Origin of the sequence: Corynebacterium sp. HMSC072D12, from assembly GCF_001813925.1 — a bacterium.
GTDB lineage: Bacteria > Actinomycetota > Actinomycetes > Mycobacteriales > Mycobacteriaceae > Corynebacterium > Corynebacterium aurimucosum.
Genome location: NZ_KV814399.1, coordinates 17,257 through 42,009 on the forward strand (window position 1 = coordinate 17,257; position 24,753 = coordinate 42,009).

General features: G+C 63.3%; 13 protein-coding genes and 1 pseudogene. 8 read left to right on the top strand and 6 right to left on the bottom strand.

The window, feature by feature from the left end:
• Positions 1-375 (bottom strand): annotated as a pseudogene (locus HMPREF2943_RS12375) (beta-ketoacyl synthase N-terminal-like domain-containing protein); the annotation flags it as partial.
• A gap of 484 nt (positions 376-859) precedes the next feature.
• Between HMPREF2943_RS12375 and HMPREF2943_RS05415 the strand changes: the two are divergent.
• A complete protein-coding gene (locus HMPREF2943_RS05415; RefSeq protein WP_070645764.1) occupies positions 860-2,020 on the top strand; it encodes an RtcB family protein in 1,161 nt (386 codons plus the stop codon).
• Between the two features lie 137 nt (positions 2,021-2,157).
• Here HMPREF2943_RS05415 and HMPREF2943_RS12495 read toward each other — a convergent pair whose 3' ends face one another.
• Together HMPREF2943_RS12495 and HMPREF2943_RS05425 are read right to left on the bottom strand one after the other, a co-directional pair.
• The gene (locus tag HMPREF2943_RS12495; protein WP_070645765.1) at positions 2,158-3,435 is read right to left on the bottom strand and encodes a Fic family protein; all 1,278 of its coding nucleotides are present in this window, start codon (positions 3,433-3,435) and stop codon (positions 2,158-2,160) included.
• A gap of 390 nt (positions 3,436-3,825) precedes the next feature.
• Positions 3,826-12,801 carry a type I polyketide synthase gene (locus HMPREF2943_RS05425; protein ID WP_070711016.1) on the bottom strand — a complete coding sequence of 2,992 codons (8,976 nt, stop codon included), beginning with the start codon at positions 12,799-12,801 and terminating at the stop codon, positions 3,826-3,828.
• A 300-nt stretch (positions 12,802-13,101) separates the two neighbouring features.
• Between HMPREF2943_RS05425 and HMPREF2943_RS05430 the strand changes: the two genes are divergently transcribed.
• Positions 13,102-14,100, top strand: coding sequence for a hypothetical protein (locus HMPREF2943_RS05430; RefSeq protein ID WP_141754778.1), 999 nt, complete (start codon positions 13,102-13,104; stop codon positions 14,098-14,100).
• Here HMPREF2943_RS05430 and HMPREF2943_RS05435 read toward each other — a convergent pair.
• Complete coding sequence (locus HMPREF2943_RS05435; protein ID WP_070711018.1) at positions 14,097-15,836, bottom strand: long-chain-fatty-acid--CoA ligase; 1,740 nt, start codon at positions 15,834-15,836, stop codon at positions 14,097-14,099. The two genes, HMPREF2943_RS05430 and HMPREF2943_RS05435, sit on opposite strands and share 4 nt — an antisense overlap.
• 168 nt (positions 15,837-16,004) lie before the next feature.
• On the bottom strand, positions 16,005-17,714 hold the full coding sequence (locus tag HMPREF2943_RS05440) for a long-chain-fatty-acid--CoA ligase (RefSeq protein ID WP_070711019.1): 1,710 nt from the start codon (positions 17,712-17,714) through the stop codon (positions 16,005-16,007).
• A gap of 76 nt (positions 17,715-17,790) precedes the next feature.
• Between HMPREF2943_RS05440 and mshA the strand changes: the two genes are divergently transcribed.
• From mshA to HMPREF2943_RS05460, 4 genes are all read left to right on the top strand, one after another.
• Positions 17,791-19,056 carry a D-inositol-3-phosphate glycosyltransferase gene (gene mshA, locus HMPREF2943_RS05445; protein WP_070443953.1) on the top strand — a complete coding sequence of 422 codons (1,266 nt, stop codon included), beginning with the start codon at positions 17,791-17,793 and terminating at the stop codon, positions 19,054-19,056.
• Positions 19,057-19,145: 89 nt separating this feature from the next.
• Positions 19,146-19,895, top strand: a complete 750-nt coding sequence (locus HMPREF2943_RS05450; RefSeq protein WP_070645831.1) for a phosphoglyceromutase — start codon at positions 19,146-19,148, stop codon at positions 19,893-19,895.
• 75 nt (positions 19,896-19,970) lie between these two features.
• Positions 19,971-21,236, top strand: coding sequence for a sensor histidine kinase (locus HMPREF2943_RS05455; RefSeq protein WP_070443950.1), 1,266 nt, complete (start codon positions 19,971-19,973; stop codon positions 21,234-21,236).
• On the top strand, positions 21,233-21,931 hold the full coding sequence (locus tag HMPREF2943_RS05460; protein WP_070443947.1) for a response regulator transcription factor: 699 nt from the start codon (positions 21,233-21,235) through the stop codon (positions 21,929-21,931). The genes HMPREF2943_RS05455 and HMPREF2943_RS05460 overlap by 4 nt, the downstream gene beginning before the upstream one ends.
• Here the strand turns inward: HMPREF2943_RS05460 and HMPREF2943_RS05465 are convergent.
• Positions 21,928-22,809, bottom strand: coding sequence for a DUF3109 family protein (locus HMPREF2943_RS05465; RefSeq protein ID WP_070645773.1), 882 nt, complete (start codon positions 22,807-22,809; stop codon positions 21,928-21,930). The two genes, HMPREF2943_RS05460 and HMPREF2943_RS05465, sit on opposite strands and share 4 nt — an antisense overlap.
• A 33-nt stretch (positions 22,810-22,842) precedes the next feature.
• Here HMPREF2943_RS05465 and HMPREF2943_RS05470 point away from each other — a divergent pair, with 33 nt between their 5' ends.
• Together HMPREF2943_RS05470 and HMPREF2943_RS05475 are read left to right on the top strand one after the other, a co-directional pair.
• Entirely contained in the window at positions 22,843-23,772 is a 930-nt protein-coding gene (locus tag HMPREF2943_RS05470; RefSeq protein WP_012714802.1) for a Ppx/GppA family phosphatase, read from the top strand.
• A 9-nt stretch (positions 23,773-23,781) separates the two neighbouring features.
• On the top strand, positions 23,782-24,594 hold the full coding sequence (locus HMPREF2943_RS05475; protein ID WP_070443938.1) for a hypothetical protein: 813 nt from the start codon (positions 23,782-23,784) through the stop codon (positions 24,592-24,594).
• Positions 24,595-24,753: the final 159 nt, after the last annotated feature.

The following is a 24,753-nucleotide window of genomic DNA, read 5'->3' on the forward strand; positions in this document are numbered from 1 at the left end:
GCGCAGCCACACCAGGTTCGGCGCCTTCGGTGCGATGAGCGGGTCGACGCAATCCAGGGACACGTTCGCCGGGATGGAGGTGTGGGCGCCGTCGCCGTAGGAAGCGGCGTGGGCGACCACGGCGAGCACCGGAAGGCCCAGCTCTTGCGCGAGACTACCTCGCACAAGCAGGACGGTGCCGCCGCCCTCGCCTTCGAGGAAGCCGCCGCGGCGGCGGTCGTTGGCGCGGGAGATGAAGCGCTCGTCGATGCCCTTCGCAGCCATCGCTGCAGTCTCTGCGGTGGCGTTCATGTCGCCAAAGCCTTGCAGCGACTCGACTTGAACGTCGTCGATGCCGCCGGCGACGACGACGTCGGCCTTGCCCAGCGCAATCTTGCTGTATAACCCAGATAAAGATCCAGCCCACTCTCGACTAGGTCGAGGCGGGCTGAATGATTGAACAAAGCTTATCACGGCGCACGACACCCCGCCAGACGGACGAACAAATGAGCAGGCACTGAATGCGGCTGAATGGACGGTGTCAAGTTTTCGTGGCTGGGTGAATTTCCTTGCATCATCAATCGCATGCAGAAATCGCGTACATCGTGTAGGCTCACACGCAGCACTAACAGCCCGAAAGAAGAACAAGAAAGCAAAAAGGAGGCGAACCGCGATGATGACCTATAACAATCAGCCGCTAGGACGCCTCTTTAAGCAACTCTTCTAACAGGCTGACTTGACCATTCCCCGGGAAAGCGGCCCTGCTTATCCCGGACGTTGGTGCCAGCCGCGCGACCCGCGCGCACAGCTTACAAGTCAGCCGCCCAAGCAGGCCCTTTCTCACGAACTGCGTTACGCAAACGCAGAGAAAGGCTCTCTTATGCGCCTGCACAACTTCGCCTCCATTGTTGAAGACAAGACGGTGGCGCAGGCACAACTCGTCGCTGACCTGCCCTTCGTCCACCCACACGTGGCGCTCATGCCTGATGCCCACTTTGGCAAGGGCTCCTCGGTCGGCACCGTCTTCGGCACGCTGCGTGCCGTCATCCCGGCGGCCGTCGGCGTGGACATCGGCTGCGGCATGATCGCCGTGCGGACCCACCTCACGCACGCGGATATCCAGGACTTCGCTCTCGAGGACCTGCGCACCGCAGTCGAAGACTCCATTCCGCTCTCGCCCGGAAACTACAACGGCTGGATCATGGACCCGCGCACCGAGGCCCGCACGCGTGAGCTCGCGCAGCTGGCCCAGGACACCGGCGTGGACCTTAGTCATTCGAAGAATTGGCGTCAGCAGCTGGGCAGCTTGGGCGGCGGCAACCACTTCATCGAGCTGTGTCTCGACGAATCAGACCGCGTCTGGCTGTTCCTGCATTCTGGCTCGCGCGGCGTGGGTAACAAGATTGCACAGAAGCACATCAAGGCCGCGCAGCGCCACTGCAAGAAGCACTGGATCCAGCTCGCGGACAAGGACCTGGCCTACCTCGTCGAGGGCACGCCCGAGTTCGACTCCTACATTGCGGATCTCCACTGGGCACAGCACTTTGCGCTGCTCAACCGCGATGAGATGATGGATCGTTTCCTCGACTGCGTCGCCACCTGGTCTGGCGCGGATCGGGAGACGCTTGAACTTGAGCGCATCAACTGCCACCACAACTACACCCAGCGCGAGAACCACTACGGTAAGAACGTGTGGCTCACGCGTAAGGGCGCCATCAAGGCGGACGAAGGCGACCGCGGCCTCATCCCCGGCTCGATGGGCACCGCTAGCTACGTCGTGGAAGGCAAGGGCTACCCGCCGGGCCTCAAGTCTGCGCCGCACGGCGCGGGTCGCGTCATGTCGCGCACCCAGGCCAAGGCCCGCTTCACCGAGGCGGACCTTGCCGCACGCATGGAAGGGATCGTCTATCGTCCCGGCGCCGAGTTCGTCGATGAGATTCCGGACGCCTACAAGGACATCGACCGCGTGATGGCCGATGCCGCCCAGCTCGTTGAGGTCAAGCACACCCTGCGCCAGATCCTCAACGTTAAGGGCACCTAACCTGCGCCATGATGGGACCGTCACTTTTAGTGACGGTCCCTTTCAAGCTTTCCGATGTCCCCTCCTGCAGCGTCGCACCAGCACGACGCTTTGCCTTGTGTAAGGAAACGAAGGGCGTGACCACTAGTGATTACTGCTTATTTATCGCGAAGGGCTGGAACTGCTCGGCCGGTCGGAGGTGAAAGCCGAGTATTAAACTGCGTCGAGGCGAGTTGGCGTTCAGCATCGTCGACTAACATGAAAACATCGTCAGCGAAGTACCCGAGAAGCCCGCCCGCACCGATTACTTTCTTACGCAGAATGCCAGCGTCGGTGAGTGAATCGAGAGCATCTCGGGCCGTGCTTGTCGATGAAATCCCCAGCTCGGACTTCACGATGGGCACCGTGACCAAAGGCATGGCAGGAAGCTTCTTGAGCAGTTGGAACTCCGTCGAATTCGATTTCAATGCGCGCTTGCTTCCTTGCGTAGTGCGATGGCGATTGACCTTGTCCATCCATTCTGCTTCTAGGGCGGCGACGCTATCCGCAAGTTCAGCTGCTTTGGTGGTGGCGACTTGTGCTGCCTCGACGAAGAAAGAGATCCATGCCAGCACGTCACCCTCGCGGAATTTCGTGAGTCCGTCGACGTAACGGTCACCGAGCGTTGCCAGAACCATACTGACGGGGAGAACTGCAGCATCGGTGAGCCCTCTGCGCTGCAAAAGCGCGTGAACCATAGCTCGCCCCACGCGTCCATTCCCATCCGGGAATGGGTGGATGGTCTCGAACTGCGCATGAACGAGCGCTGCTTGAACAAGCGCGGCGTGGTCTGCCCCGTTGAAGTATTCAATGAGATCGTCGAGGAGTCCTGGGACTTGTGCAGGAGGCGGGGGGACAAAAGCCGCATCGATGGGGTGATAGTCAGACCCGCCAATCCAGTTTTGAGTAGTACGTACTCCTTGTAAAGGCTTTTCTGCAACGAGCGCTGTCTGCATTGCAACAATGTCATCCAGGACCAGCTCGTCTTTGTAAGCCAAGTCCGTATTGATGGTGTCGAGGATGGCGACATTGCGGGCGACAGCTGTTGCGGATTCTTTGAAACCTCGAATTTCGGAATCTGATTCACGCGCGAGGATCGCCATGGCCACTTTGTCGGAGTTGGGAGCGATTCCCTCGATCCTGGAGGAAGCGACGGCCTCAGAACGGAGCAGGAGTCGCGCAACTCCTTCAAGGGAGTGGGTATTGTCTCTCATCCCAAGATTGTGAATCTCCCGCTCGATGCGAACGATACGTCGTGAGAGCTCGGACGGCAGCTTCAAAGACATGTCTGCGAGGGGATCGGGAACAAAAGCATAATACTTCCCGCCTTGCTTGGCGCGTCTAGAAAGACCGCTGCCATCAGCAGGGATCCATTCCAATTCGACTGTCTTTGCCACAGTTGACTCCTGTCATGCGCTTGGGGCATCGGGGATAAGGCTTATCTCGGTAGATCGATATCTTAGTTTACTGGGATAGCTGTTATCCCGGTGGGCTGCGAGCGCAATGCGCCAGATAACTCTTATCGTGAGTCACTGCTTTGTTAAAGACTATTGGAAACAGAACGGTGCTGAAGGAAGCTATCAAGTTAGACGGCGGATTCTAAGCGCAATATTTGCTCCGTTTGAGAGGCATGTCGAAGGCCTCGAAGATGCGCAGCTTCAAGGAGAATTGGCTTCTCCTGATTGAAAAGAGTCGGTGAGCAAACATCGTCGCGACATAAAGCGAAACGATGCTTGGGCAAAAGTAAAGGGCCAGTTCAAGTACGAACTGGCCCTGATTGCTAGAGGCTACGCACTCGGGAACTCCCCGTTTGTGCCCAGGCGCGCATCGGCGTCGAGGAGCATGGAGATTTCCGCGGCCTTGTCGGCGTCTACGAGGCCGTAGCCGTCAATCATCACCTTGGCGTCGCGTGCCGGGAGGCGGCGGCCCTCGATGACCTTGAAGAGCGGGGCGCGGCCGAGCATGCCGGCCTCGAAGTGTGCGCGGCCAGTACGCAGGCGCTGCTCAGCGCGCTCACGCCACGAGGCGGCGGCGTCCGCCCCGCGCTGCTGGGACACGGCCTGCTCAAACACGCCGGGGTGGGCGTAAACGATGAGCGCGCTGACGTGGCCGAAGCCAAGCGAGGTCAGTGCCGCTGCCTTCACGCTGCGTCCCGCCGCTGCGAGGTCCAGCGGGGAGCGCAGCCACACCAGGTTCGGCGCCTTCGGGGCGATGAGCGGGTCGACGCAGTCCAGGGACACGTTCGCCGGGATGCGGTGCGTGCGGAAGACGTCGATGATGCCGCCGGTCTGGAAGAGCGCGGCACCCGCTTTGGAGTGACCGGTGAGCGTCTTTTGGGAGATGACGAACATCGGCTGATCCTCATCGCGGCCAATCGCTGGCCACAGCAGGGAGTGCAGCTCCGACTCGTTGGGGTCGTTGGCGTTGGTGGAGGTGTCGTGCTTGGACAGGACCGTGACGTCGTTGGGCGTCAGGCCCAGACCGCGCAGCGAGCGCGCCAGGCGGGAGTTCTCCCGGCCGCGGCCAGCACCCAGCGCACCCAGGCCCGGGGCCGGGATGGAGGTGTGGGCGCCGTCGCCATAGGAGGCCGCGTGCGCGACCACCGCGAGCACCGGCAATCCTAAGTCGGCTGCTAGTGAGGCACGAACTAGCAGGACCGTGCCGCCGCCCTCGCCTTCGAGGAAGCCGCCGCGGCGGCGGTCGTTGGCGCGGGAGATGAAGCGATCATCGATTCCCTTGGCGGTCATCTTGGCGGTCTCCGCGGTGGCGTTCATATCGCCGAAGCCCTGGAGGGACTCCACCTGGACATCGTCGATACCGCCGGCCACGACCACATCGGCCTTGCCCAAGGCAATCTTGTCCACAGCTTCCTCAATCGACACCGCTGCGGTAGCGCAGGCGCCGATGGGGTGAATCATGGAACCGTAGCCGCCCACCAGGGACTGCATGGTGTGCGCCGCGATGACGTTCGGCAGGGCCTCCTGCAGGATGTCGGACGGGCGCTCCTCACCGAGGAAGCGGGTGACGAAGACCTTGTGCAGGGATTCCATGCCACCGATACCGGTGCCCTGCGTGGTGGCTACTTGGCCCGGGTGGATGGAGCGCAGCAGCTCCGCCGGGGAAAAGCCGGCCTGGGTGAAGGCATCCACCGCGCTGACCAGGTTCCACACCGCCATGCGGTCCAGGGAGTCGAGCATGTGCTCTGGGATGCCCCACTTGGCGGCGTCGAAGTCATCCGGCATCTGGGCGGCGACGGTGCGGGTCAGCGTGGCCTTGCGCGGCACCTTGACGGTCGCACCCTGGCGGCGGGTGACCTGCCATTCGCCGTCCACCTCGACGATGCTGACGAACTCCGGGTCCGCTTCCTGGATATCGCGGGCGGTGGCCTCCGAATCCACGGTGAAGGTGACGTCGCGGTCCAGGAAGACGGTGGTCAGGTCAATGGAGCCGCGGTCGGTGAGGTGGTACTTATCCGTCAGGGTGCGCACGCCGGAGCGTGCGACGACCTCATCGCGGAAGCGCTCGAAGATGTCCTCCTCGGCGATCTCCTCATCGCTCTCCACGACGAACCAGCCCGGGTGTGGGTCCTCGCGCCATTCCACCAGCCCGGTCATCCAGGCCAGCTCCAGTACGCCAGCGGCGGTCAGTTCCGCGGAACCATCGCGCTGCAGGCCATACTCGGCCTCGAAGCGCGTGCGGCCGGAGCCCCACGAGGAGACCTCGCCGATACCGGCGATGACCACCATGTCCTCCAGGTCCGTGGTGACTTGGCCAACTTCTTCCTCCAGGCCAGGCTGTACTGCTTGTACCTGGTTGGGCAGTGCGGTGATGGTGGCGGGGGCGTCCTTTTCCTCATGTGCAGCTGCGCCAGTGGTTCCTGCCGGCTCCACATCTGCGGCGAGCTCCTTGAGGGAGAAGCCCTCCAAGCCGCCGGTGAGGTCCTTCTCCACCGGGGCGTGAGCTGCCTGCTCGCGCGAATCGGCGCTGGCCAGGTCCATGAGCTCGGCGGAAATCTCCTCCGGGCTCCACACCTTGATGCCGGCCTTCTCGGCAGCGGGCACCAGCCCATCGTTGCCGCCCATGAGGTGCGTGCCGGCGACCCAGCCGATCTTGGCCTGCGCCAGCGTGACACCCTGCGGCCAACCGGCTTCGACTTTCCACTTGTTGAGGATGGCATCGAGTGCTGCCTTGACCTCGCCGTAGGCGCCGTCGCCACCGAAGGTGCCGCGGTTGGGCGAGCCCGGCAGGACAACGTGGCAGCGCTTGTCCACATCCTCCTGGCTCAGCCGTGCCAGCCCCGCGATGGTGCGCTCGACGGACCACAGCAGCAAGCGGGCCTGCGCCTCGGTGGTACCGGAGGCATCCGCCAGCGAGCCGGATACGCTCGGCGCGGCGAAGGGGAAGGCCAGCGTCGGAGTGAGGGCCGGTTTGAGGATCTTGACCTCGTTGCCCACGGACTCGCGTTGCTCGGAGCCGATCCAGTCGATGAGCGCATCGATATCGCGGAAGCTCGACAGGTTTGCCGGGACCAGCCACAAGGCGGAACCAGCAGCCCCGTGCTCGGCGTAGAGCGTGCGCGCGAATTCCTTGCGGGCCTGGCTGACACGAGAGGCAGTCATGATGACGGTTGCGCCGCCCTCCAGCAGGCGCTCCACCAGCGCGGTGGCGATGGAACCAGGGGCAGCACCCGTGACCAGGGCAACCTCACCGGCATACGCGCCGGGGGTGGTGTCCATTGCGGCCTTGGCGATATCCTCGCGCTTCCACCAGCGCGCCTGACGCGCCAGATCCTCGCCGGCACCGCGGAAGCTGTCCACCGGGTACTCGGCTTGGCCCAGTGCCAGGCGGGCGAGGCGCTCGCGGGCGATGGCCCAGGAGTCGTCGAAAAGCACGGCCTTGTTCGCATCGAAGGAGGGCGTGACGGACTTGAGCCAGCCGGAGCCGAGCTCTGCCTCGACGGCATCGATGACGGTGGTATCAGGTGCCTCGATGAGCTCCGGTTCGGAGTCTAGGCCCAGCTGGGAAAGAACCTGGCGGGCGACAGTCGCCAGCACGCCGCTCTCACCAGTGACGGTCTCGGCAAAGGCATCGAGCGCAGCGGAGTCAACCACGGCACCGCCACCGGCGCCACCGGCGGCCGTGCCCTTGGATACGGATGCACCGTGGGTAGCGGCGACGGCCTGGACGGCGGCGTCGATCAGCTCGTGTGCTGCGGACTTGGAGGTAGCGCTCGCCGGCACGGTGCTCAGCGAGCCGCCGCGCACCGAGTCCTCCTCGCGGGAGCCCAGCAGAATCTCCGCCTCGACGTGGGCAACCCAGGACTCGGGCAGGCCCCAGGTGCCGGTGACGTAGTCCGCCACGGCGGTGGGCTTAAGGCCCGCCGCGCCGAAGAGCTGGCGTAGGCGCGCGCCGACGGCCTCACCCAGAACCGGGCCGAACGCGGAGTAGCCTGGGGCGGCGGTGGCGACCTTCTCGCGCAGCGTGGCCACGTCGGCATCGGCGGCGCCATCGATGGCGGGCACGCCGATTTCCGCGGACATGTCCATGAGCAGCTGGTTACGGCGAGAGGACACACCGTTGGTCAGCTCCTCCACGGTGTCGGAGTCCGCGATCTGGTCCACGCGGATCTTGTTCTGGAAGGCGAAGAGCACCATGATGGCCTCCGCAGCACCAAAGCGCAGCTCCGGGGCGTCGCCGGAGGCGGCTGCCGCGGTAGGCGCAGGAGCAGGTGCGGCAGCCGGCGCGGCCGCAGCCGGAGCCTCAGCAGCCTCGGCTGGTGCCTCGTTGGCTTGTGGTGCCTCCTCGACGTCGGATTCCGCAGCCGGTGCGGCGGCGGGGGCTTCGGAGACGTCGGCAAGCATGACCTGCTCCTGGTCGCGCTCTACGTTGAGCACGCGGATGGTGCCCTCCGGGATGCCGGCGACGGCCAGCGAGCGGGTAGCCAGGTTGGTCAGCGTCGGGGAAGAAGCCAGGCCGACCTCGATGATCTGCTCGACCTTGCCAAAGAGGAGCTCCTGGGTCTCAATCCAGCGCACAGGCGAAGCGAACTGCCAGGACAGTAGCTCGATGAGCAGCAGGCGGGCGAGCTCGTGCTCGGAAAGATCCTCCACCTTCAGCCCGTCCAGCTTGCCGGAGGGAGCCAGCGGTGCCACGGCGTCGACGAAGTCTTGGGTGAGCTCGAAGGGGCGGGCCACCAGGTTCGGGATATAGCGGCCTACCAGGGCATCGAGGTCCAGCTCCTGCGGCAGCAGCTCATCGAGCTTCTCAGCGAAGGCCGGCACGCCCTCGCGCAGCACACGGGAGTGGAAAGGAACATCAATCCCCGGGACCATAACGGCTGCGCGCGGGGCGATGGCATTGGCCTTGTCTACCAGGGCCTTGAGTCCCTTCTTGGTGCCGGCGACGGAGTACTGCTGGCCGCGGATGTTGTAGTTAACAATCTCCAGGAACTCACCGGTGGCCTCGGAGACCTCAGCCACCCAAGCGTCGACGTTGTCGGCATCAATACCCGCCATGTTCGGGCGAAGTGCGGCCATGGCGTACTCGGAATTTCCTTCAGCATCGCGCGGCACCAGGCTGCCCATGGCGGAGCCGCGGGAATAGACGATGTCGATGACCCCCTCGAGGTCGAAGATATTCGCCAGCGAGGCCAGTGCTGTGTACTCGCCCAGAGAGTGGCCGGCGAAGTAAGAAGTCGGCGCCAGGGTGTCCTCGGCGCGCAGGCGTTCGGTTTGGGCATAGGCCACGACGGCCAGGGCTACCTGCGTGAATTGGGTCAGGTGCAGCACGCCCTGCGGGTGGCGGAAGGTGGTGCCGCGGACGGTGAGCTCCGTCGGGTTCTCATCGATGATCTTCTGGATGCTAAAGCCCAGGTTCGCGCGGGTATGCGCATCGGCGCGGCGCCAGGCCTCGCGTGCCGCCGGGGAAGCTTGGCGGTCATCCTGGCCCATGCCCTCTGCCTGGATGCCCTGGCCGGGGTAGACGTAGGCCGTGGTCGGCGCGGCGAGCAGGGCTTGGCCGCGGGAGACGACTTCGCCGTCGATGCGGCAGGTGACTTCGAGTGCCTGGTGGATGCCCTTGCGGCCGACGCGCTCGACGGTGACCTCGATGTCATCGCCCAGCTGCACCATGCCGTACATGGAGTAGGTCCAGCCCACCACGCGGCCGTGGCGCCCGGCCACCTGTTGTGCGGCGGCCGAGAGCCACATGCCGTGCACCAGCGGTGCCTGCAGGTTAACCAGCTGGGCCGCGTTATAGGACGTGTGAATCGGGTTATAGTCACCGGAGACCAGCGCGAAGGGCGTCATGTCCTGCGGGGCGGTGACGGTGGCGCGGTCGACGAAGGAGCGCGGTGTCGGCACCACCTTGGTGGCGGACTTGCCGCCGCCCCACTCCGGTGCTTGGCTCGGTGCGGCGGTGCCGGTGGCGCGGCCGCGGATGGCAAAGCGGTGCATCTGCGTGGCCACGATGTCACCGGAGGCGTGATCCTTGAGCTCGAGCTCCACCGTGACGATGCGTCCGGAGACGGATTCCTCGATGGCAGTGCAGGAGGAGGTGACGTCGATCTGGCGGCCGTCGGCAAGCTGCTCCAGCGGCACGCGCAGGTCGATGACGTGGTCCAAGTGCACCGCGTTAAGCAGGCCTTCGATGACCGGGTAGCCATCCTCTAGGCGGCCGGAGCCGAGCGCGGCATAGATGGCCGGCCAGCACGGGCCGACCAGAACATCCGGGGTGCCGGCTTTCTCTGTGGAGGACTCACCGCAGGTCACCGCGCTGTGTGCGGAGAGCAGCGAAGCAGGGAAGTGGAAGGAGTAGCCGGACTCGACGGTGGGCATCTTAGTGATCTCATCGCCCTGCTCCGCCGTGGAGCCGACACCAGCCAAGCCCTCCAGGAGGGTGAAGACGGAGTTAGGCAGGCGCTCCTCGGAGACCACCGGGGAGCCACCCGTGGCTACATCCTCCGGCAGGTCCACAGGGACGGTGACCTCGCGAACGTAGAAGGGGCGCTGCTCCTCCGGCAGGTCATCCCAATAGGAGTCCGCCGTGATAACAATCTCCCAGTTGCCCTCGGCGTCCTGGCGCAGGTCGAAGGCGTTCTCATCCATCTCATAAGCCGGGTTGGCCATGAGGTGGCCGTGCCACAGCAGGGTAGGAGAAGTGCGCAGGAATGCGGCCGCATCGGCGGCGGAGTTCAGGCGGGAGAAAGCCTTCTGCGGGGTCGAGCCCTGCTCCAGCAGCGCATCCGTGGTGGCCTGCTCGAAGCGGGCAAGCAGGTCCGCCACGGGCTCGTTCTTCTTGGTAATGCCCGCCACGGCCACGGGGCCGGGGATGATGCGCACCTGGTCAGCGGTGTAGCGCTCATCCTGTGCCTGCCAGAGGGTGTCCTTGCCAAACCAGGACTTCAGGTCACCGTCCAGAGCCGGTACCCATGGCATGGGCTTGACGTGCTTGTAGTGCAGGGAAATCCACCAGGCGGCATCGCGCGCGGAGACCTCGGTGCTGCGTGCGGCGGGGTAAGCATCCAGCAGCTTGGCCACGGCCTGCGGGGCATCGTGGACATCCTCAACGCTGGTGAAGAGAGTTTCAATCTGGCCGTGATCTGCCGGGTTCAGGCGGGCCTCAACGCGGTGCAGGAGATCGAAGAAGCGGTCATCCCAGCTGGGATCCACGAACGGGTGGGCCAGCTCCACGAAGCGCTCGAGCCACTCCGCGTAGGTCATGGACTCCACATCGCCGAAGTAAGGCTTGCAGGTCTTGGCCAGGGCGTCGATGATCTCCTGGCGGTGGGCCGGGTATTCCTCGATGCTCAAGGAAGTAATCAGGCGCGAGGCTGCAGCGAAAGAATTATCCAGGTCGTGGATATCCGCTAACAGGTGGGACTGCGAGGATGCCACGCCGTGCGCACCGGTGCCGCGGCCGACCCATCCGCCGTTCTTGGAAGGCGAAATGCCTTCAGTGTTGACCAGCAGGTCCTTCACCGAATCGGTGGCCTTGGCTTCCTTGGTGGCCATGGCAACGGTGCCGAGGAAGACGGCGTCGACAGGCATGGTCGGCATAGCGTGCTTCTTCGCCCATTCACCGGTGAGGTAGGAGGTGGCGCGATCCGGGGAGGCGATGCCGCCGCCGACTGCCAAGTAGACGTTGGGGTGCTGGCGGATTTCGGCGTAGGTATCCAGCAGCATGTCATCCAGGTTGACCCAGGAGTGGTGGCCGCCGGCGTGGCCGTCCTCGACCTGCATGATGATGCGGTCCTCCGGGTAGGCCGTGGCGATGGCCAGCACATCCCGGATCTGCTTCGCGGTGCCGGGCTTGAAGGAGATGAAGGGGAAACCATCGGCGTGAAGGCGGTCCAGCAGCTCGCCAGCTTCCTCTACTTCCGGGATACCGGCGGAGATGCACACGCCGTTGAAAGCCGCACCGGCCGCGCGTGCCTTGGGCACGATGCGCGCCTGGCCGAAGTGCAGGTTCCACAGGAAGCGGTCAAAGAACATGGTGTTGAACTGCGCCGTGCGGCCAGGGCGCAGGTGCTGCTCCATTGTGGCCAGGTGGGCGCGGAAGACCTCATCGGAGTACATGCCGCCGCCGGCCATCTCCGTCCAGTGGCCAGCGTTGGCTGCCGCGGCCACGATCTCACCATCAGCGGAGGTCGGCGTCATGCCGCCCAGCATGATCGGGGACAGGCCCGTGAGATCGGAGAAGCGGGTCTGGGTATAGGTGCGACCATTGGGAAGCTCGATGGTGCGCGGGGCGAAGTCAGCGTAGTTCAGGGCCTTGGGCAGTTCAGCGCCCGGCGTCGCCAGCGCATCAAGCTCCTGCGGGGTGGCGGCCGAGACCACCGTGACTCCCGTGCCTTCCACCACGCGGCGGGTGATGTTCGCCAAGGCGCGGTCGAGAACAATGAGGTGCTCGGAGTCGAGCGCGGCGAGCGTGGCCGGCCAGTCGTGTTCGGTGACCAGGATGGCTTCGGCCTGGGTGCGGGCTTCGTCCACGTCGAGGCCGCACTGCTTAGCCAGCGTCACGGTGCGCTCGGCCGCTGGGGCGAGCACCGCGTTGTGGAAGGGAAGCGCTACGGGCAGCTCATCAAAGCGGGGGCTGAGCTCATCGCCGCCGACGGTACGCTTCTCCAGCTCGGCGTTGAAGCTCTTCACGGCCTCGTCGATGGCGGTGCGGGTGGCAGCCAGGTCCTCCGGGCTGCCGGACAGCGCAAAGTGGCGGCGGCCGTTGACCACGGCGATGGCGGCGGTGCCGTGCAGGTACTCGGTGATGAAGCTGCGCTCCAGGCCGCGAATGGACAGCATCTGGGAGCGCGGATCGGAGCCGTTGACCGCGCTGGCGGCCGTGCCCATCAGGATGGCCAGGGCCAGGGCTTGCGCTGGCTTGTCGACGGCCAACGCGCCCAAGCTGCCCTGCGAATGCCCAGCGCGCTCGTCGATGTCGACGCCCAGGTCACGCAGCTGCTCGATAGCGGCAATCTGGCCGAGGACGATGCCGGGGATGGAGACCGCCGGCAGGGCATCGAGGGACGTGGACTCGGTGGAACCCGCAATGAGCTGCTCGAGGCGCTCGAGCGCGCCGGGGCACGTGGAGGCGATGGTGCGTGCGGCGGGGCCGGTGAGGCTGCGTGCCTGGGCGAGGGTCTCGCGCAGGGTGTCAGCAGTGGCGGCAGACTGCGCGGCGGTGGCGATGAAACCCTGCCAATCGGAGCCTTGTCCGGCGAAAAGCACGGCCGGGCGGGGCATGGAATGCAGCATAGTAACAGGCATCTTTCCTCTTTTGAGCTGATGGGGAACGGTTTTATGAAGAGCTGTGGGCAAGATTAGTTAGCCCTACAGAACAATCATGATGTGCCACCGTAGTCGAAGCCTTCGCGCAAAGCGGCCTCCCGCGCGGAAAATGTGAGGTTTTTCTCACGTTTGGGTTGTGGGGGTACTCGCCGCGTCGCTGCCGCGCGAAGTTGCGCAACCTTTTGTATTCTTGGCCTCACTGCAGCGGCTCGGGGAGGAGCAGGGGTGGCTCAGCATCGGTTCGCGCAGCATGAAAGAAAAGAAAAACAAGGGGGGACTATGTCTCAATCAGCAACCGAGAAAACAAACAAGACACCAGCTCGGCTCAGCAAAAGCCGAGTCATCAAAACCATGACCAAGCTGGCCGGAAAGCTGGAGGAAGATTTCTCCACCGGCTTGCCTACCATCAAAATTGCGGGCGGATTCTTAAGTGTCGACGTCAATGAAGAGATGGGCGGCCTCTGTGTCCTTGGGTATTGGGGCGGTGCAGTGCGCTTCAACCCGGACCGGCAGCCTTTGCGCATGGAGGTCAATGATCTCAACGGCGGTGGAATCTCTGGCAACCTCGTTGCCGAGCCCTGTGGAAGCTCTACTATGCATACCCACCTGCTGGTCCTTGCGCCGCCTTATCTGCCGTCGACGGCCACGAATGCTCAGCTCAAGAGCATTATCGCGGGCTATGCGGCCGAAATGTCGGCGGTCTTCGCGCGCCTAGATGAGCAGTTTCCGGAAGAGCCCTCCAAGCCACGGAAGGGGTCTGGGCTTAAGCCGGTATCGCCCCACTATTTCAGCGAGGCCTATGGGGTTTCAGCGGTGGGGATGTGGCGGGTGCACGAGCGCGCCACGCGCCTGGCGATGATCGGCACGTCCGTTCACGTGGTGGACCACCGGAACGGGGCCGTGAGCATCCTCATCAATGAACACGCGATCACTATTGAATCCGCTCGTGATGGCTCCGGGGATATTGAACTCCGCCTCGTCACGCCCTCCGGCCGCTGTGCGTGCGACCTTGACGCGCTCGTGCGCTGGGCCGAGTTTATGAACGATGATCAGTATGTCTACTCCGCGCGCATCGAGGTGGTGAACCTCGATGGCGGCGATGGGCAGGACCTGGTCTTGGTGGCCACGGCCCGCATTCCCACGAAGTGGGGCTACACCGATGAGCAGCTGGATTGGCAGCTCAGCACGTTGGTGAGCCAGCTTGTCGGTGCTGGTGAAGCGTTCTACCGAACCTTCAACCCCACGCGCGTGATGCGCTATATCGACCGCGCGGCTTAGGCGGAAGCTTCTTTGCCGAGCAGTTTGAGGAGGTCCTGCTGCACTTCGCGGCGGCGGACCTTGCCAAGCTGGTCGGAGGCCAGGTGCTCGAAGTGGTAGAAGGTGCGCGGTACCTTGTAGCGGGTCAGGCGCTCGCGGCAGTAGTCCTTGAGGCCCTCTGGATCGAGCACCGCGCCATCCTCCAGGATGATGCAGGCCACGACATCCTCGGAGCCGTCCGCGCGCGGACGGCCGACGATGGCCACGTTGGTAACGTCCGGGTGCTGGCGGATAACGTCTTCCACTTCGGCCGGGTACACATTGAAGCCGCCGGTAATGATCATTTCCTTGATGCGGGAGACGATCTTGATGAAGCCATCGGATTCCATGATTGCCATGTCACCCGTGCGGTACCACCCTTCGTGGAAGGACTGCTCGGTGGCCTCCGGCATGTTGAAGTAGCCTTTGAACACCTGCGGCCCGCGCACGAGGAGTTCGCCCGCGGTGCCATCCGGCTGGGTCTCGCTGAGGTTGTCTGGGTTGCCGATGCGCACCTCGGTATCCGGGAAGGGGATGCCGATATAGCCGGGGCGGCGGTTCTTGTTGAGCGGGTTTGCGGCCACGATCGGCGAGGTTTCCGTGAGCCCATAGCCCTCCACGAGCAGGCCGCCGGTCAGCATCTCCCATTCCTCAACGATCTCCTCTGGTAGCGCTGCTGCGCCCGAGAGGCTGTTCCCGATGCCGTGGAGATCGATGTTCTGTTCCTTGGCTGCCTCCATAACCTTGGAGTAGATCGTGGGCACGCCCGGCATCCAGGTGGGGAGGCGCTTCTTCATGATGTCGAGGAGCAGAGGAACCTTCGGTGCAGGGGTGAGGACCAGCTCGCCGCCAATGTGTACGCCAAGGGCGGCGATGAGGGTGAGTCCATAGACGTGGAAGAGGGGGAGGGCGGCGAGCATGCGCTCGGGCTTCTTGCCCAATTCGGGCACCCACGCTTCCGCCATCTTCATGTTGCAGTACAGGTTGGAGTGGGTCAGCTCCGCTCCCTTGGGTCTGCCGGTGGTTCCGGAGGTGTAAAGGATTAGTGCGGTATCGTCGCGGTTGACCTTGGCGTCTTCGAGCTTCTGGCCCTGCCCGCCGATGGCGCGGCCTGTGAGCGTGCTCCACGGAACGGTGTTGGGGGCGGGAACTGAAAGCTCGGCCCGCTTGTCCTTAATGAAAGGAAGGGGCAAGCGCAGTAGCAGCTGCTTGGGGCGCGGCATGGCCTCAATCATGTTGACCGTAACGATCGTCTCCAGCGGCGTGGAATCACGCAGCTCCTCAAAGACCGGGCTCGCCTTATCCCAGACCACGGCCACGCGGGCGGCGTGGTCCTGGAACAGGGGCTCGAGCTCAGCAGCGGTGTAGAGCGGGTTATGCTCCACGACGGTCGCCCCGAGCTTCAAGATGGCATAGAAGACCGCCACGTGCTGGGGGCAGTTGGGGAGCGCTACGGCGACGCGGTCGCCGGGGCGAATGCCGAAGGCCTTAAGCCCCGCTGCGGCGGCGCGCACGTGGGTGTCGAGTTCGCGGTAGGTCATCTGGTGACCAAAGAACCACGTGGCGGGCCTTTCGCCGAATTTCTCCACGGTTTCTCGGTAGGAGTCCAAGAGCGTTTCGGTGCCGTAATCCAGATTGGGTTTAGTCCACTCAGGGTAATACTGGAGCCAGGCTTTCGTCTCAAAGGCGGAGGGGGCCTGGGCAGGGGATTCGGTCATGTTCGCGAACTCCTTAGGTGGTCAAACTTATTATGTGTGGAACAGTATAACCAACTTGTGACAGAAGTCTCGCAAAAATTAGCAAAGTTGCTTAGAGGAGTGAAAATATTATAACCCCGGTGATATGCGTCTATCGCGCAGGGATCGCTCCGGGGTTATGCAGCGCTATTATTCAGCCTTGAGGCGCTCCAGTAGATCCGCCTGAACCTCGCGGCGGCGAATCTTGCCCAGCTGGTCCGTGGCCAGCTTCTCAAAATGGTAGAAGGTGCGCGGCACCTTGTAGCGGGTCAGGCGCTCGCGGCAGTAGTCCTTGAGGCCTTCGGGGTCGAGCGCGGCGCCGTCGTTCAGCACGATGCAGGCCACGACGTCCTCCGAGCCGTCCGAACGCGGGCGGCCCACCACGGCGGCCTCCGCCACGTCTGGGTGGTCCAGCAGCGTTTCCTCAACCTCGCCGGGGTAGACGTTGAAGCCGCCGGTGATGATGATTTCCTTAATGCGGCTGACCAAGCGGATGAAGCCATCTTCCTCCATCACGCCCATATCACCGGTGCGGAACCAGCCATTGTGGAAGGCCTTCTCGGTGGCTTCCTCATCGCCGAAGTAGCCCTTGAAAATCTGCGGGCCGCGGGCCAGGACCTCACCTTCTTGGCCGTCCGGCATGGTCTCATCCAGGTTCTCCGGGTTGGCGATGCGAATTTCGGTATCCGGGAAGGGGATGCCCACGTAGCCGGGGCGGCGGTCGTTGCTCATGGGGTTGCCCACGATGATGGGCGAACACTCCGTCAGGCCATAGCCCTCCACGAGCAGGCCACCGGTGTACTTTTCCCACTTCTCCACGGTATTGACCGGCAGGGTCGAGGCACCGGAGAAGGCCGCGCGCACGCCATCGAGGGAGACGTCGTTTTCTTCCGCCTTCGCCACAATGCGCTCGTACAAGGTCGGCACACCCGGCACCCAGGTTGGGGTGTGCTTCTTCATGAGATCCATGATGAGCGGCATCTGCGGGCTCGGAAGCAGCACCAGCTCGCTGGCGATGAGCGGCGCCAAGGTGGCGTTCATGGTCAGGCCATAGGCATGGAAGAAGGGGAGGGCGGCGAGCATGCGCTCAGGGGAATCGCCCAGGCCCGGTACCCAGTGCTTGCCCATCAAGATATTGGAGAAGAGGTTGCCGTGGGTCAGCTCCGCGCCCTTGGGGCTACCAGTGGTGCCGGAGGTGTAGAGGATCAGCGCGGTGGTGTCCTTGGTGACTTCCTCCGGGGTGATGACGTCAGAACCATCGCCGCCGATCGCGTTGCCCACGAGGGATTCCCACGGCACCGTATTCGGGGCCGGGGCGGTGAGCTGATCGCGCTTGGACTTCAGCGGCGGAATAGGCAGGCGCAGGGCTAGGCGCTGCGGAGTCGGCATCGCGTTGATCATGTTGATGGAGACGACGGTCTCCAGGGAGGTCGTCGGGCGCAGCTTCTCCAAGGTGGAGGCCGTTTTATCCCACGCAATGGCGATGCGTGCGCCGTGGTTCTTAAACAGGCCCTCCAGCTCGTGGGCGGTGTAGAGCGGGTTGTGGAGCACCGCGATGGCGCCCAGCTTGAGTACGGCCCAAAAGGCGGAGATGAACTGCGGGCAGTTGGGGGCGACGATGGCAACGCGGTCTCCCGGGCGCACGCCGAAGGCGCGAAGGCCGGCGGCTGCGCGGCGAACCTGCTTGTCCAACTCGGCATAGGTCTGCGTGCGGCCGAAGAAGTAGGTTGCCGGCTTGTCGGGGTGGAGCGCGAGGTTGTTGTCGTAAACGTCGAGAAGCGTGGTGTCCCCGTACTCCAAGCTGTGCGGGGTCCACTCCGGGTAGTACTGGAGCCACGCCTTGGACTCGTATGCCGACATCGATTCACCTTTCGGTCGCGTAGGTTGAGGTACGGGCCAGTATAACGCGGCTCGTTTCGGGATACACTGGAAAATTATGCGCATCGCGATGATTTCCATGCACACCTCGCCCCTTGAACAGCCCGGTTCCGGGGACGCGGGCGGCATGAATGTCTATGTTCTTAACACTGCCCGCCAGCTCGCGCGCCTCGGCGTAGAGGTCGATATTTTCACTCGCGCCACGCGCCCCAGTCAGGGGGAAGTGGTGGACGTCGAGGAGCGCCTGCGCGTCATCAATATTGTGGCGGGACCCTATGAAGGCCTCAGCAAGGAGGAACTGTCCACGCAGCTGGCCGCGTTCACGGGCGGCATCTTCAACTTCGCGCGCTGTTTTGAGGTGGAGTATGACGTTATCCACTCCCACTACTGGCTCTCCGGCCAGGTGGGCTGGCTGCTGCGTGACCTTTGGGACGTCCCTCTTGTCCACACCGCACACACGCTGGCCGCGGTGAAGAACGTGCACCGCACGCTCGATGACACCCCGGAAACCGAAGCCCGCCGCATTTGCGAGCAGCAACTGGTGGATAACGCCGACATCCTGGTGGTCAACACCGCCCAGGAAACCCGCGATCTGATCGAGCATTACGACGCCTCGCCGGAGAATATCGTCGTGGTCTCCCCGGGTGCAGATACCGAGCTGTATACCCCGGGTACAGACCGTATGACGGAGCGCGCCCGCCGCCAGCTGGGCATCCCGCTGCACACCAAAGTCGTGGCCTTTGTGGGTCGCCTGCAAAAGTTCAAGGGCCCCGACGTGCTCATCCGCGCCGCCGCGGAGCTGATGGAGCGCGATCCGGATCGTCGCCTGCGCGTGATCATCTGTGGCGGTGCCTCTGGGGCGAATTCCTCGCCGGATGCCTACCACAACCTCGCTCGTGAGCTGGGGGTGGAGCGCGTCGTGCGCTTCCTGAGCCCGCGCCCGCCGCAGGAGCTCGTGGCCATCTATCAAGCCGCGGATATCGTCGCGGTGCCCAGCTATAACGAGTCTTTCGGGCTGGTAGCCATGGAAGCGCAGGCCTCCGGAACGCCCGTGGTGGCAGCGGCCGTCGGCGGCTTGCCTATTGCCGTCGCGGATGGTGACACGGGCTTGCTCGTTCACTCCCATTCGGCGCAGGATTGGGCTGACGCGCTAGAGCAGTTGCTTGACGACGACCCCCGCCGCATCGCCATGGGCGAAGCCGCCGTCGATCACGCCCAGCAGTTCAGTTGGGCAGCGGCCGCCACCCAGCTGGAGAATATTTATGCCGATGCGATGAGTATCGAGATTCCGGACTGTCATGCGCGCCGGGCAATCGGATACTAATCCCACATAAATGGGCATAAACCCACACTTAGGGGTGATGTGCTCGGGTTCACAGGCGAGCCGCCGAAAAACGTGGCATGCTGGTGTTTATGAGTAACGGAAAGCTGATTCTACTTCGACACGGACAGTCCGAATGGAACGAGTCCAACCAGTTCACCGGTTGGGTTGATGTCAACCTCACCGCCAAGGGTGAGGGCGAGGCCAAGCGTGGCGGCGAGCTGCTCAAGGAACAGGGCATCTTGCCGAATATCGTCTACACCTCCCTGCTGCGCCGTGCCATCCGCACCGCCAATATTGCGCTCAACGCTGCGGACCGCCACTGGATCCCGGTCGTGCGCGACTGGCGCCTCAACGAGCGCCACTACGGCGCCCTGCAGGGCCTCAACAAGGCAGAGACCAAGGATAAGTACGGTGAGGAGCAGTTCATGGCATGGCGCCGTTCTTACGGCACCCCGCCGCCGGAGCTGGAGGATGGCGCCGAGTACTCCCAGGCCGGTGACCCGCGCTACGCCAACCTGGATCAGGTTCCGCGTACCGAGTGCCTGAAGGATGTCGTCGAGCGCTTCGTTCCTTATTTCGAGGAGGAGATCCTCCCGCGCGCCAAGAAGGGTGAGACCGTTCTCATCGCCGCACACGGCAACTCCCTGCGCGCGCTGGTCAAGCACCTGGATCAGATCTCCGATGAGGAGATTGCCGGCCTTAATATTCCAACTGGTATCCCGCTGGTCTACGAGATCACCGAGGACGGCTCCGTGGTGAACCCGGGCGGCACCTACCTCGATCCGGAAGCTGCTGCTGCCGGTGCTGCCGCCGTGGCCGCTCAGGGTGGAAAGAACTAAACACCGAGCAAGCTGCGTGCTGCGCACAATCCCCAGGGAGCATATACTCCTTGGGGATTCTTTGTAGGGGCGTGAATGATTGTGGAACTGGTTTTAGCTTTTCTTGCCGGCGTGGTGGCCTGTGGTCTGGCCATTCCGGTGCTGGCTCGGTTCCGTGAACGCATGGAGCGCCGCCGCGTCCGCGATGCGGACGCCAACCAGGTCACCAGTGTGAGCCAGGTCCTGCATCTCGCCGTGGCGGGCTCGCCGGCCGGTATGACGGTGCTCTCGCGCGACAAAGAGGTCATCTTTTCCAACCCTGCGTCCCATCAAATGTCGATGGTGCACGACCGTGCCGTGAACCCCGATATTTGGAAGGTCGCGGAGGAGGTCTTCGACGATAAGGAGACTCGAACGCTGGACCTTGCCATTCCCAAGCGGCGCACGGGTAACCGCGTGATTCAGGTACGCGCGGTGGTTCAGCCGCTGACGCTGAACGACGATCGCTTCGTCATCGTCTACGGCACCGACGAGTCCGAATCGGTGCGCATGGAATCTGCCCGCCGTGACTTCGTGGCTAACGTGTCGCACGAACTGAAGACCCCAGTCGGCGGCATCGCCCTGTTAGCCGAGGCCCTCCTCGAAGACACGGGGGATCCCGAGCATGTCGAGTACTTCGGCAGCAGGGTGCAAAAGGAAGCCGCTCGCATGGCCGAGATGGTCAGCGAGCTCATTTCCCTGTCCAAGCTGCAAGGTGCGGAGGCGCTGCCAGAAATGGAGCCGCTTGACCTCGATGACGTCATCGATGAGGCCATCACCCGCAACCAGCTCGCCGCCGATTCCCACCACAACCAGCTCACCCGCGGCGAATCCGCAGGTGTTCACGTCATGGGAGATAAATCCCTCCTGGTTACGGCGATCTCAAACTTGATCTCCAACGCCATCCACTATTCGCCGGATGAGCTTCCGGTATCGGTGACGCAGAAGGTCGTCGGCGGGAAGGTCGTGCACATCCGAGTCACGGACCGCGGCATCGGCATTGCTCCGGAAGACCAGAAGCGGGTATTTGAGCGCTTCTTCCGCGTGGATAAGGCACGCTCCAGGCAGACCGGCGGGACTGGCCTTGGCTTGGCCATTGTGAAGCACGTCGTGGCTAATCACGGCGGCAATATCAAGCTGTGGTCACGCCCCGGAACTGGCTCGACGTTTACTATCGAGCTCCCTATATACGCCGAAGAGAAGCCAGCGGATAATCTTATTAACCGGGATAATATAGAAGACGGAGCCGTCAGCTCTGCCGCCCCTGGTTTGCAGCGCGCTGTGGCGCGTGTAGCAGCTCGTCGAAAGGATAAAGCGCAATGACCACCATCCTCATCGTTGAAGATGAAGAGTCGCTGGCCGATCCCCTCGCCTTCCTCCTCCGAAAGGAGGGATTCGACGTTCTCCTTGCCCCTGACGGGCCCAGCGCGCTCGAACAGTTTGCGGCACATAACGTAGACATCGTCCTGCTGGACCTCATGCTGCCGGGAATGTCTGGAACGGACGTCTGCAAGCAATTGCGCACGACGTCTTCTGTGCCGGTGATTATGGTGACCGCGCGCGACTCGGAGATTGACAAGGTTGTGGGCCTGGAGCTCGGCGCGGATGACTATGTGACTAAGCCTTATTCCTCCCGCGAGCTCATCGCCCGCATCCGCGCTGTGCTGCGCCGTGGCCAAGATGTCTCCTCCGAGCACGCTGAGGAGGAGCCCGACGAGCAAATCCTGGAAGGCGGCCGCGTGCGCATGGATGTGGAGCGCCACACCGTTCTCGTGGCCGGCGAGCCGGTATCCATGCCGCTCAAGGAGTTTGACCTCCTCGAATACCTACTGCGCAACGCCGGACGTGTACTGACTCGCGGCCAACTCATTGACCGCATCTGGGGAGCGGATTATGTGGGCGATACCAAGACCCTCGATGTTCACGTCAAGCGCCTCCGCTCCAAGATTGAGGCCGAACCTTCCCGCCCACAGCAGCTCGTGACGGTGCGCGGCCTGGGCTATAAGTTCGAGGCTTAAACGCGGGGGTCAGCCGGGTGCCGCGGGAACTCGACTCCGGACCGTGCCCGGGCCTCGCAGTGTGTGGCCAGGATGTCGTAGCACTCCTCTCCGAGTAGCGCGATCAGCTCGGTTTTCTGCGACTTCCACAGCGGTTCTTCCGCGATGTGGCAGGAGGGATCTGCCGAGCAATACCAATCAAAGTCCTCTCCGCCGTTACCCCACCCGCGGCGGTCATATTCGCCGATAGTGGTGCGCAGGATTTCCTCCCCGTCGGGGCGCTCCTCATAGTCCTCGTGCCGGCGAATCGGCAGCTGCCAGCACACCTCGGGCTTGACCACGGTGAGTTCCTCACCCGCCTCGAGCGCCCATTGGTGGATAGCGCAGCCCGCGCCCGTGGGCCAGCCGGCGCGGTTGGCAAAGATGCAGGCGCCGTCGACAAGCGGCGTCTTCAGGGCCGGTTCCGGCTCGCCATCATCGCCGTCGAGCTCATCCCACTCCAGCCAGGGCTCCAACTCCTCAGGTTCTCCGTGCTCCAGGAACTCATCTACCCCCGCAGGGCGGTGCTGCCAGAAGCGGGCGGGCATGCGCGCGACGGCGTCGCGAAGCTGCTCCCGATCCGTCTCATCAGCCATGTAGGCGCCGTGCACGCAGCAGCCGACATCGGGCTGCTGCTTATCGATGCCGTGGCACCTCTCCGTCCCAAACTGGCAGGCATAGTGCGATTCGAGCCAGGTCAGGTCGATGGAAAAGATGTGGAGTGGATCGTTTGGATCCGTAAATTCAAACCACTCTCTGGGGAAGTCGGGGGCCTTTTCGCGGCCGGCCAAGATGGACGCCGCCGCCGGGGAGGAGGCGGGAAAACCCAGGTAAACTTCATTCGATTTCGGGCGATTCACACCTACCCACGGTAGACCTACTACTCTAGAGGCGTGCGATTAGGTGTATTAGACGTCGGAAGTAATACCGTCCACCTCGTTGCGGTCGACGCCGCAACCGGTGGGCGGCCTTCGCCGATGAGCGATTGGAAGACCCCGCTGCGTCTGGTGGAACAGCTAGACAAGGACGGCAACATCCACGAGAAGGGCATGAAGAAGCTCATCTCCGCCGTGGGTGAGGCCGCTGAGCTGGGCCAGAAGCTGGGTTGTGATGAATTCATCGCTTTTGCTACCTCCGCCGTGCGCTCGGCCACGAACTCGGCCAAGGTTCTCGATGAAGTTGAGAAGCAAACCGGCGTCCGCCTAGAAATCTTGTCGGGCGAGGAGGAAGCGCGTTTGACCTTCCTCGCCGCCCGCCGGTGGTATGGCTGGTCCGCTGGCCGCATCACCAACCTCGATATCGGTGGCGGTTCGCTGGAGCTGTCCACCGGTACCGATGAGCATCCGGAAATGGCTTTCTCCCTCGACTTGGGAGCTGGCCGCCTGACTCATAATTGGTTTGATACCGATCCTCCGCAGAAGTCCAAGGTAAATTTGCTGCGGGATTACATTGACGCGGAACTGGTCGGCGTGGCCGATAAGATGCGCGCCCTGGGCCCTGCGGGATTGGCCGTGGGAACCTCGAAAACATTCCGCACGCTGGCCCGTTTGACCGGTGCTGCGCCCTCGTCTGCGGGTCCCTACGTCAAACGCACCCTTACGGCGCCGGGTTTGCGTCAGCTGATTTCCTTCATCTCCCGTATGACTGCAGCTGACAGGGCGGACCTTGAGGGTGTAAGTTCTACCCGATCGCATCAGATCGTCGCCGGTGCTTTAGTGGCGGAGGCGAGCATGCGTGCCCTGGGAATCGAAAAGCTGGAGATCTGCCCCTGGGCTCTCCGAGAAGGTGTTATTTTGCGCCGTACCGATAAGGGACTGGAATAGGAAAGAAACGTGGCTGACAAGAAACAGTTGACAGTTGCGGAGCTGCTGGCCCGTAACGCGAAGGACCGACCCGGCGAGGAGAAGACCCCGCGCCGCCGTCGCCGGAGCCTCGATGAAGGCGGCATCTCAGTTGCGGAGCTGACCGGCAATCTCGAAAAGGTGAAGGCAACCCCGGCTGAGGCAAAGCACTCGAACGTCTCCATCGATGAGACGGCCCCGGTGATTCCTGCTCCGAAGAAGGAGACCAAGAAGGAGTCCAAGGAAGAGACTCCGAAGAAGGAAGCCCCCAAGCAGGAAGCAGCCCAGAAGGTGGACAAGCCCCAGGCCGCTGCCGTTCCTGTGGAGAAGCCCGCGGAGTCCGAGTCCAAGCCTTCCCAGCCTTCTGATGATGACACCCGCGTCATCCAAAAGGTCAAGGACGAGCCAGAGAAGCCTGAGGTAAAGACCGCCGCACCGGTCGATGAGAAGCCGCAGGACGCCGCCGAGGACACCTTCACCACGGGTGAGCTCGAGGCAGTCGATGAGGACGTTGACGAGTATGACGAGGACTACGACGAGGAAGACGAAGGCAAGCTCAACCCCTTCGCCGTCGTCCTGCTCGCCCTCGTGGGCATCGTGCTCGGCGCCATCGTGTTCAAGGGCTTCGAGATCCTCTGGGATCGCTTCGACCGCCTCGTTGTCCTGGTGCTTGGTGTGGTTGTCACCGGTGTCATCGTTGGCATCGTCCACGCACTGCGTACCAGCCGCGATGGTCTTTCCATGTTCCTCGCAGCCGTGGCCGGCTTGGTGCTGACCTTCGGCCCGCTCCTCGTGGTGATGTAAGAACCAGCTCCATAGGACACCTTCTCATAAGGCATCTGTCACAAGGCATCTGTTAAAAGGTATCTTTGCCCTGAAAACGCCTTCTGGCAGATGCCTTTTGCATGCGCGGGGTCAGCCTGCGTGCACAGCCTTGACCTGGTGGCCGCATCCTAGCCTTTC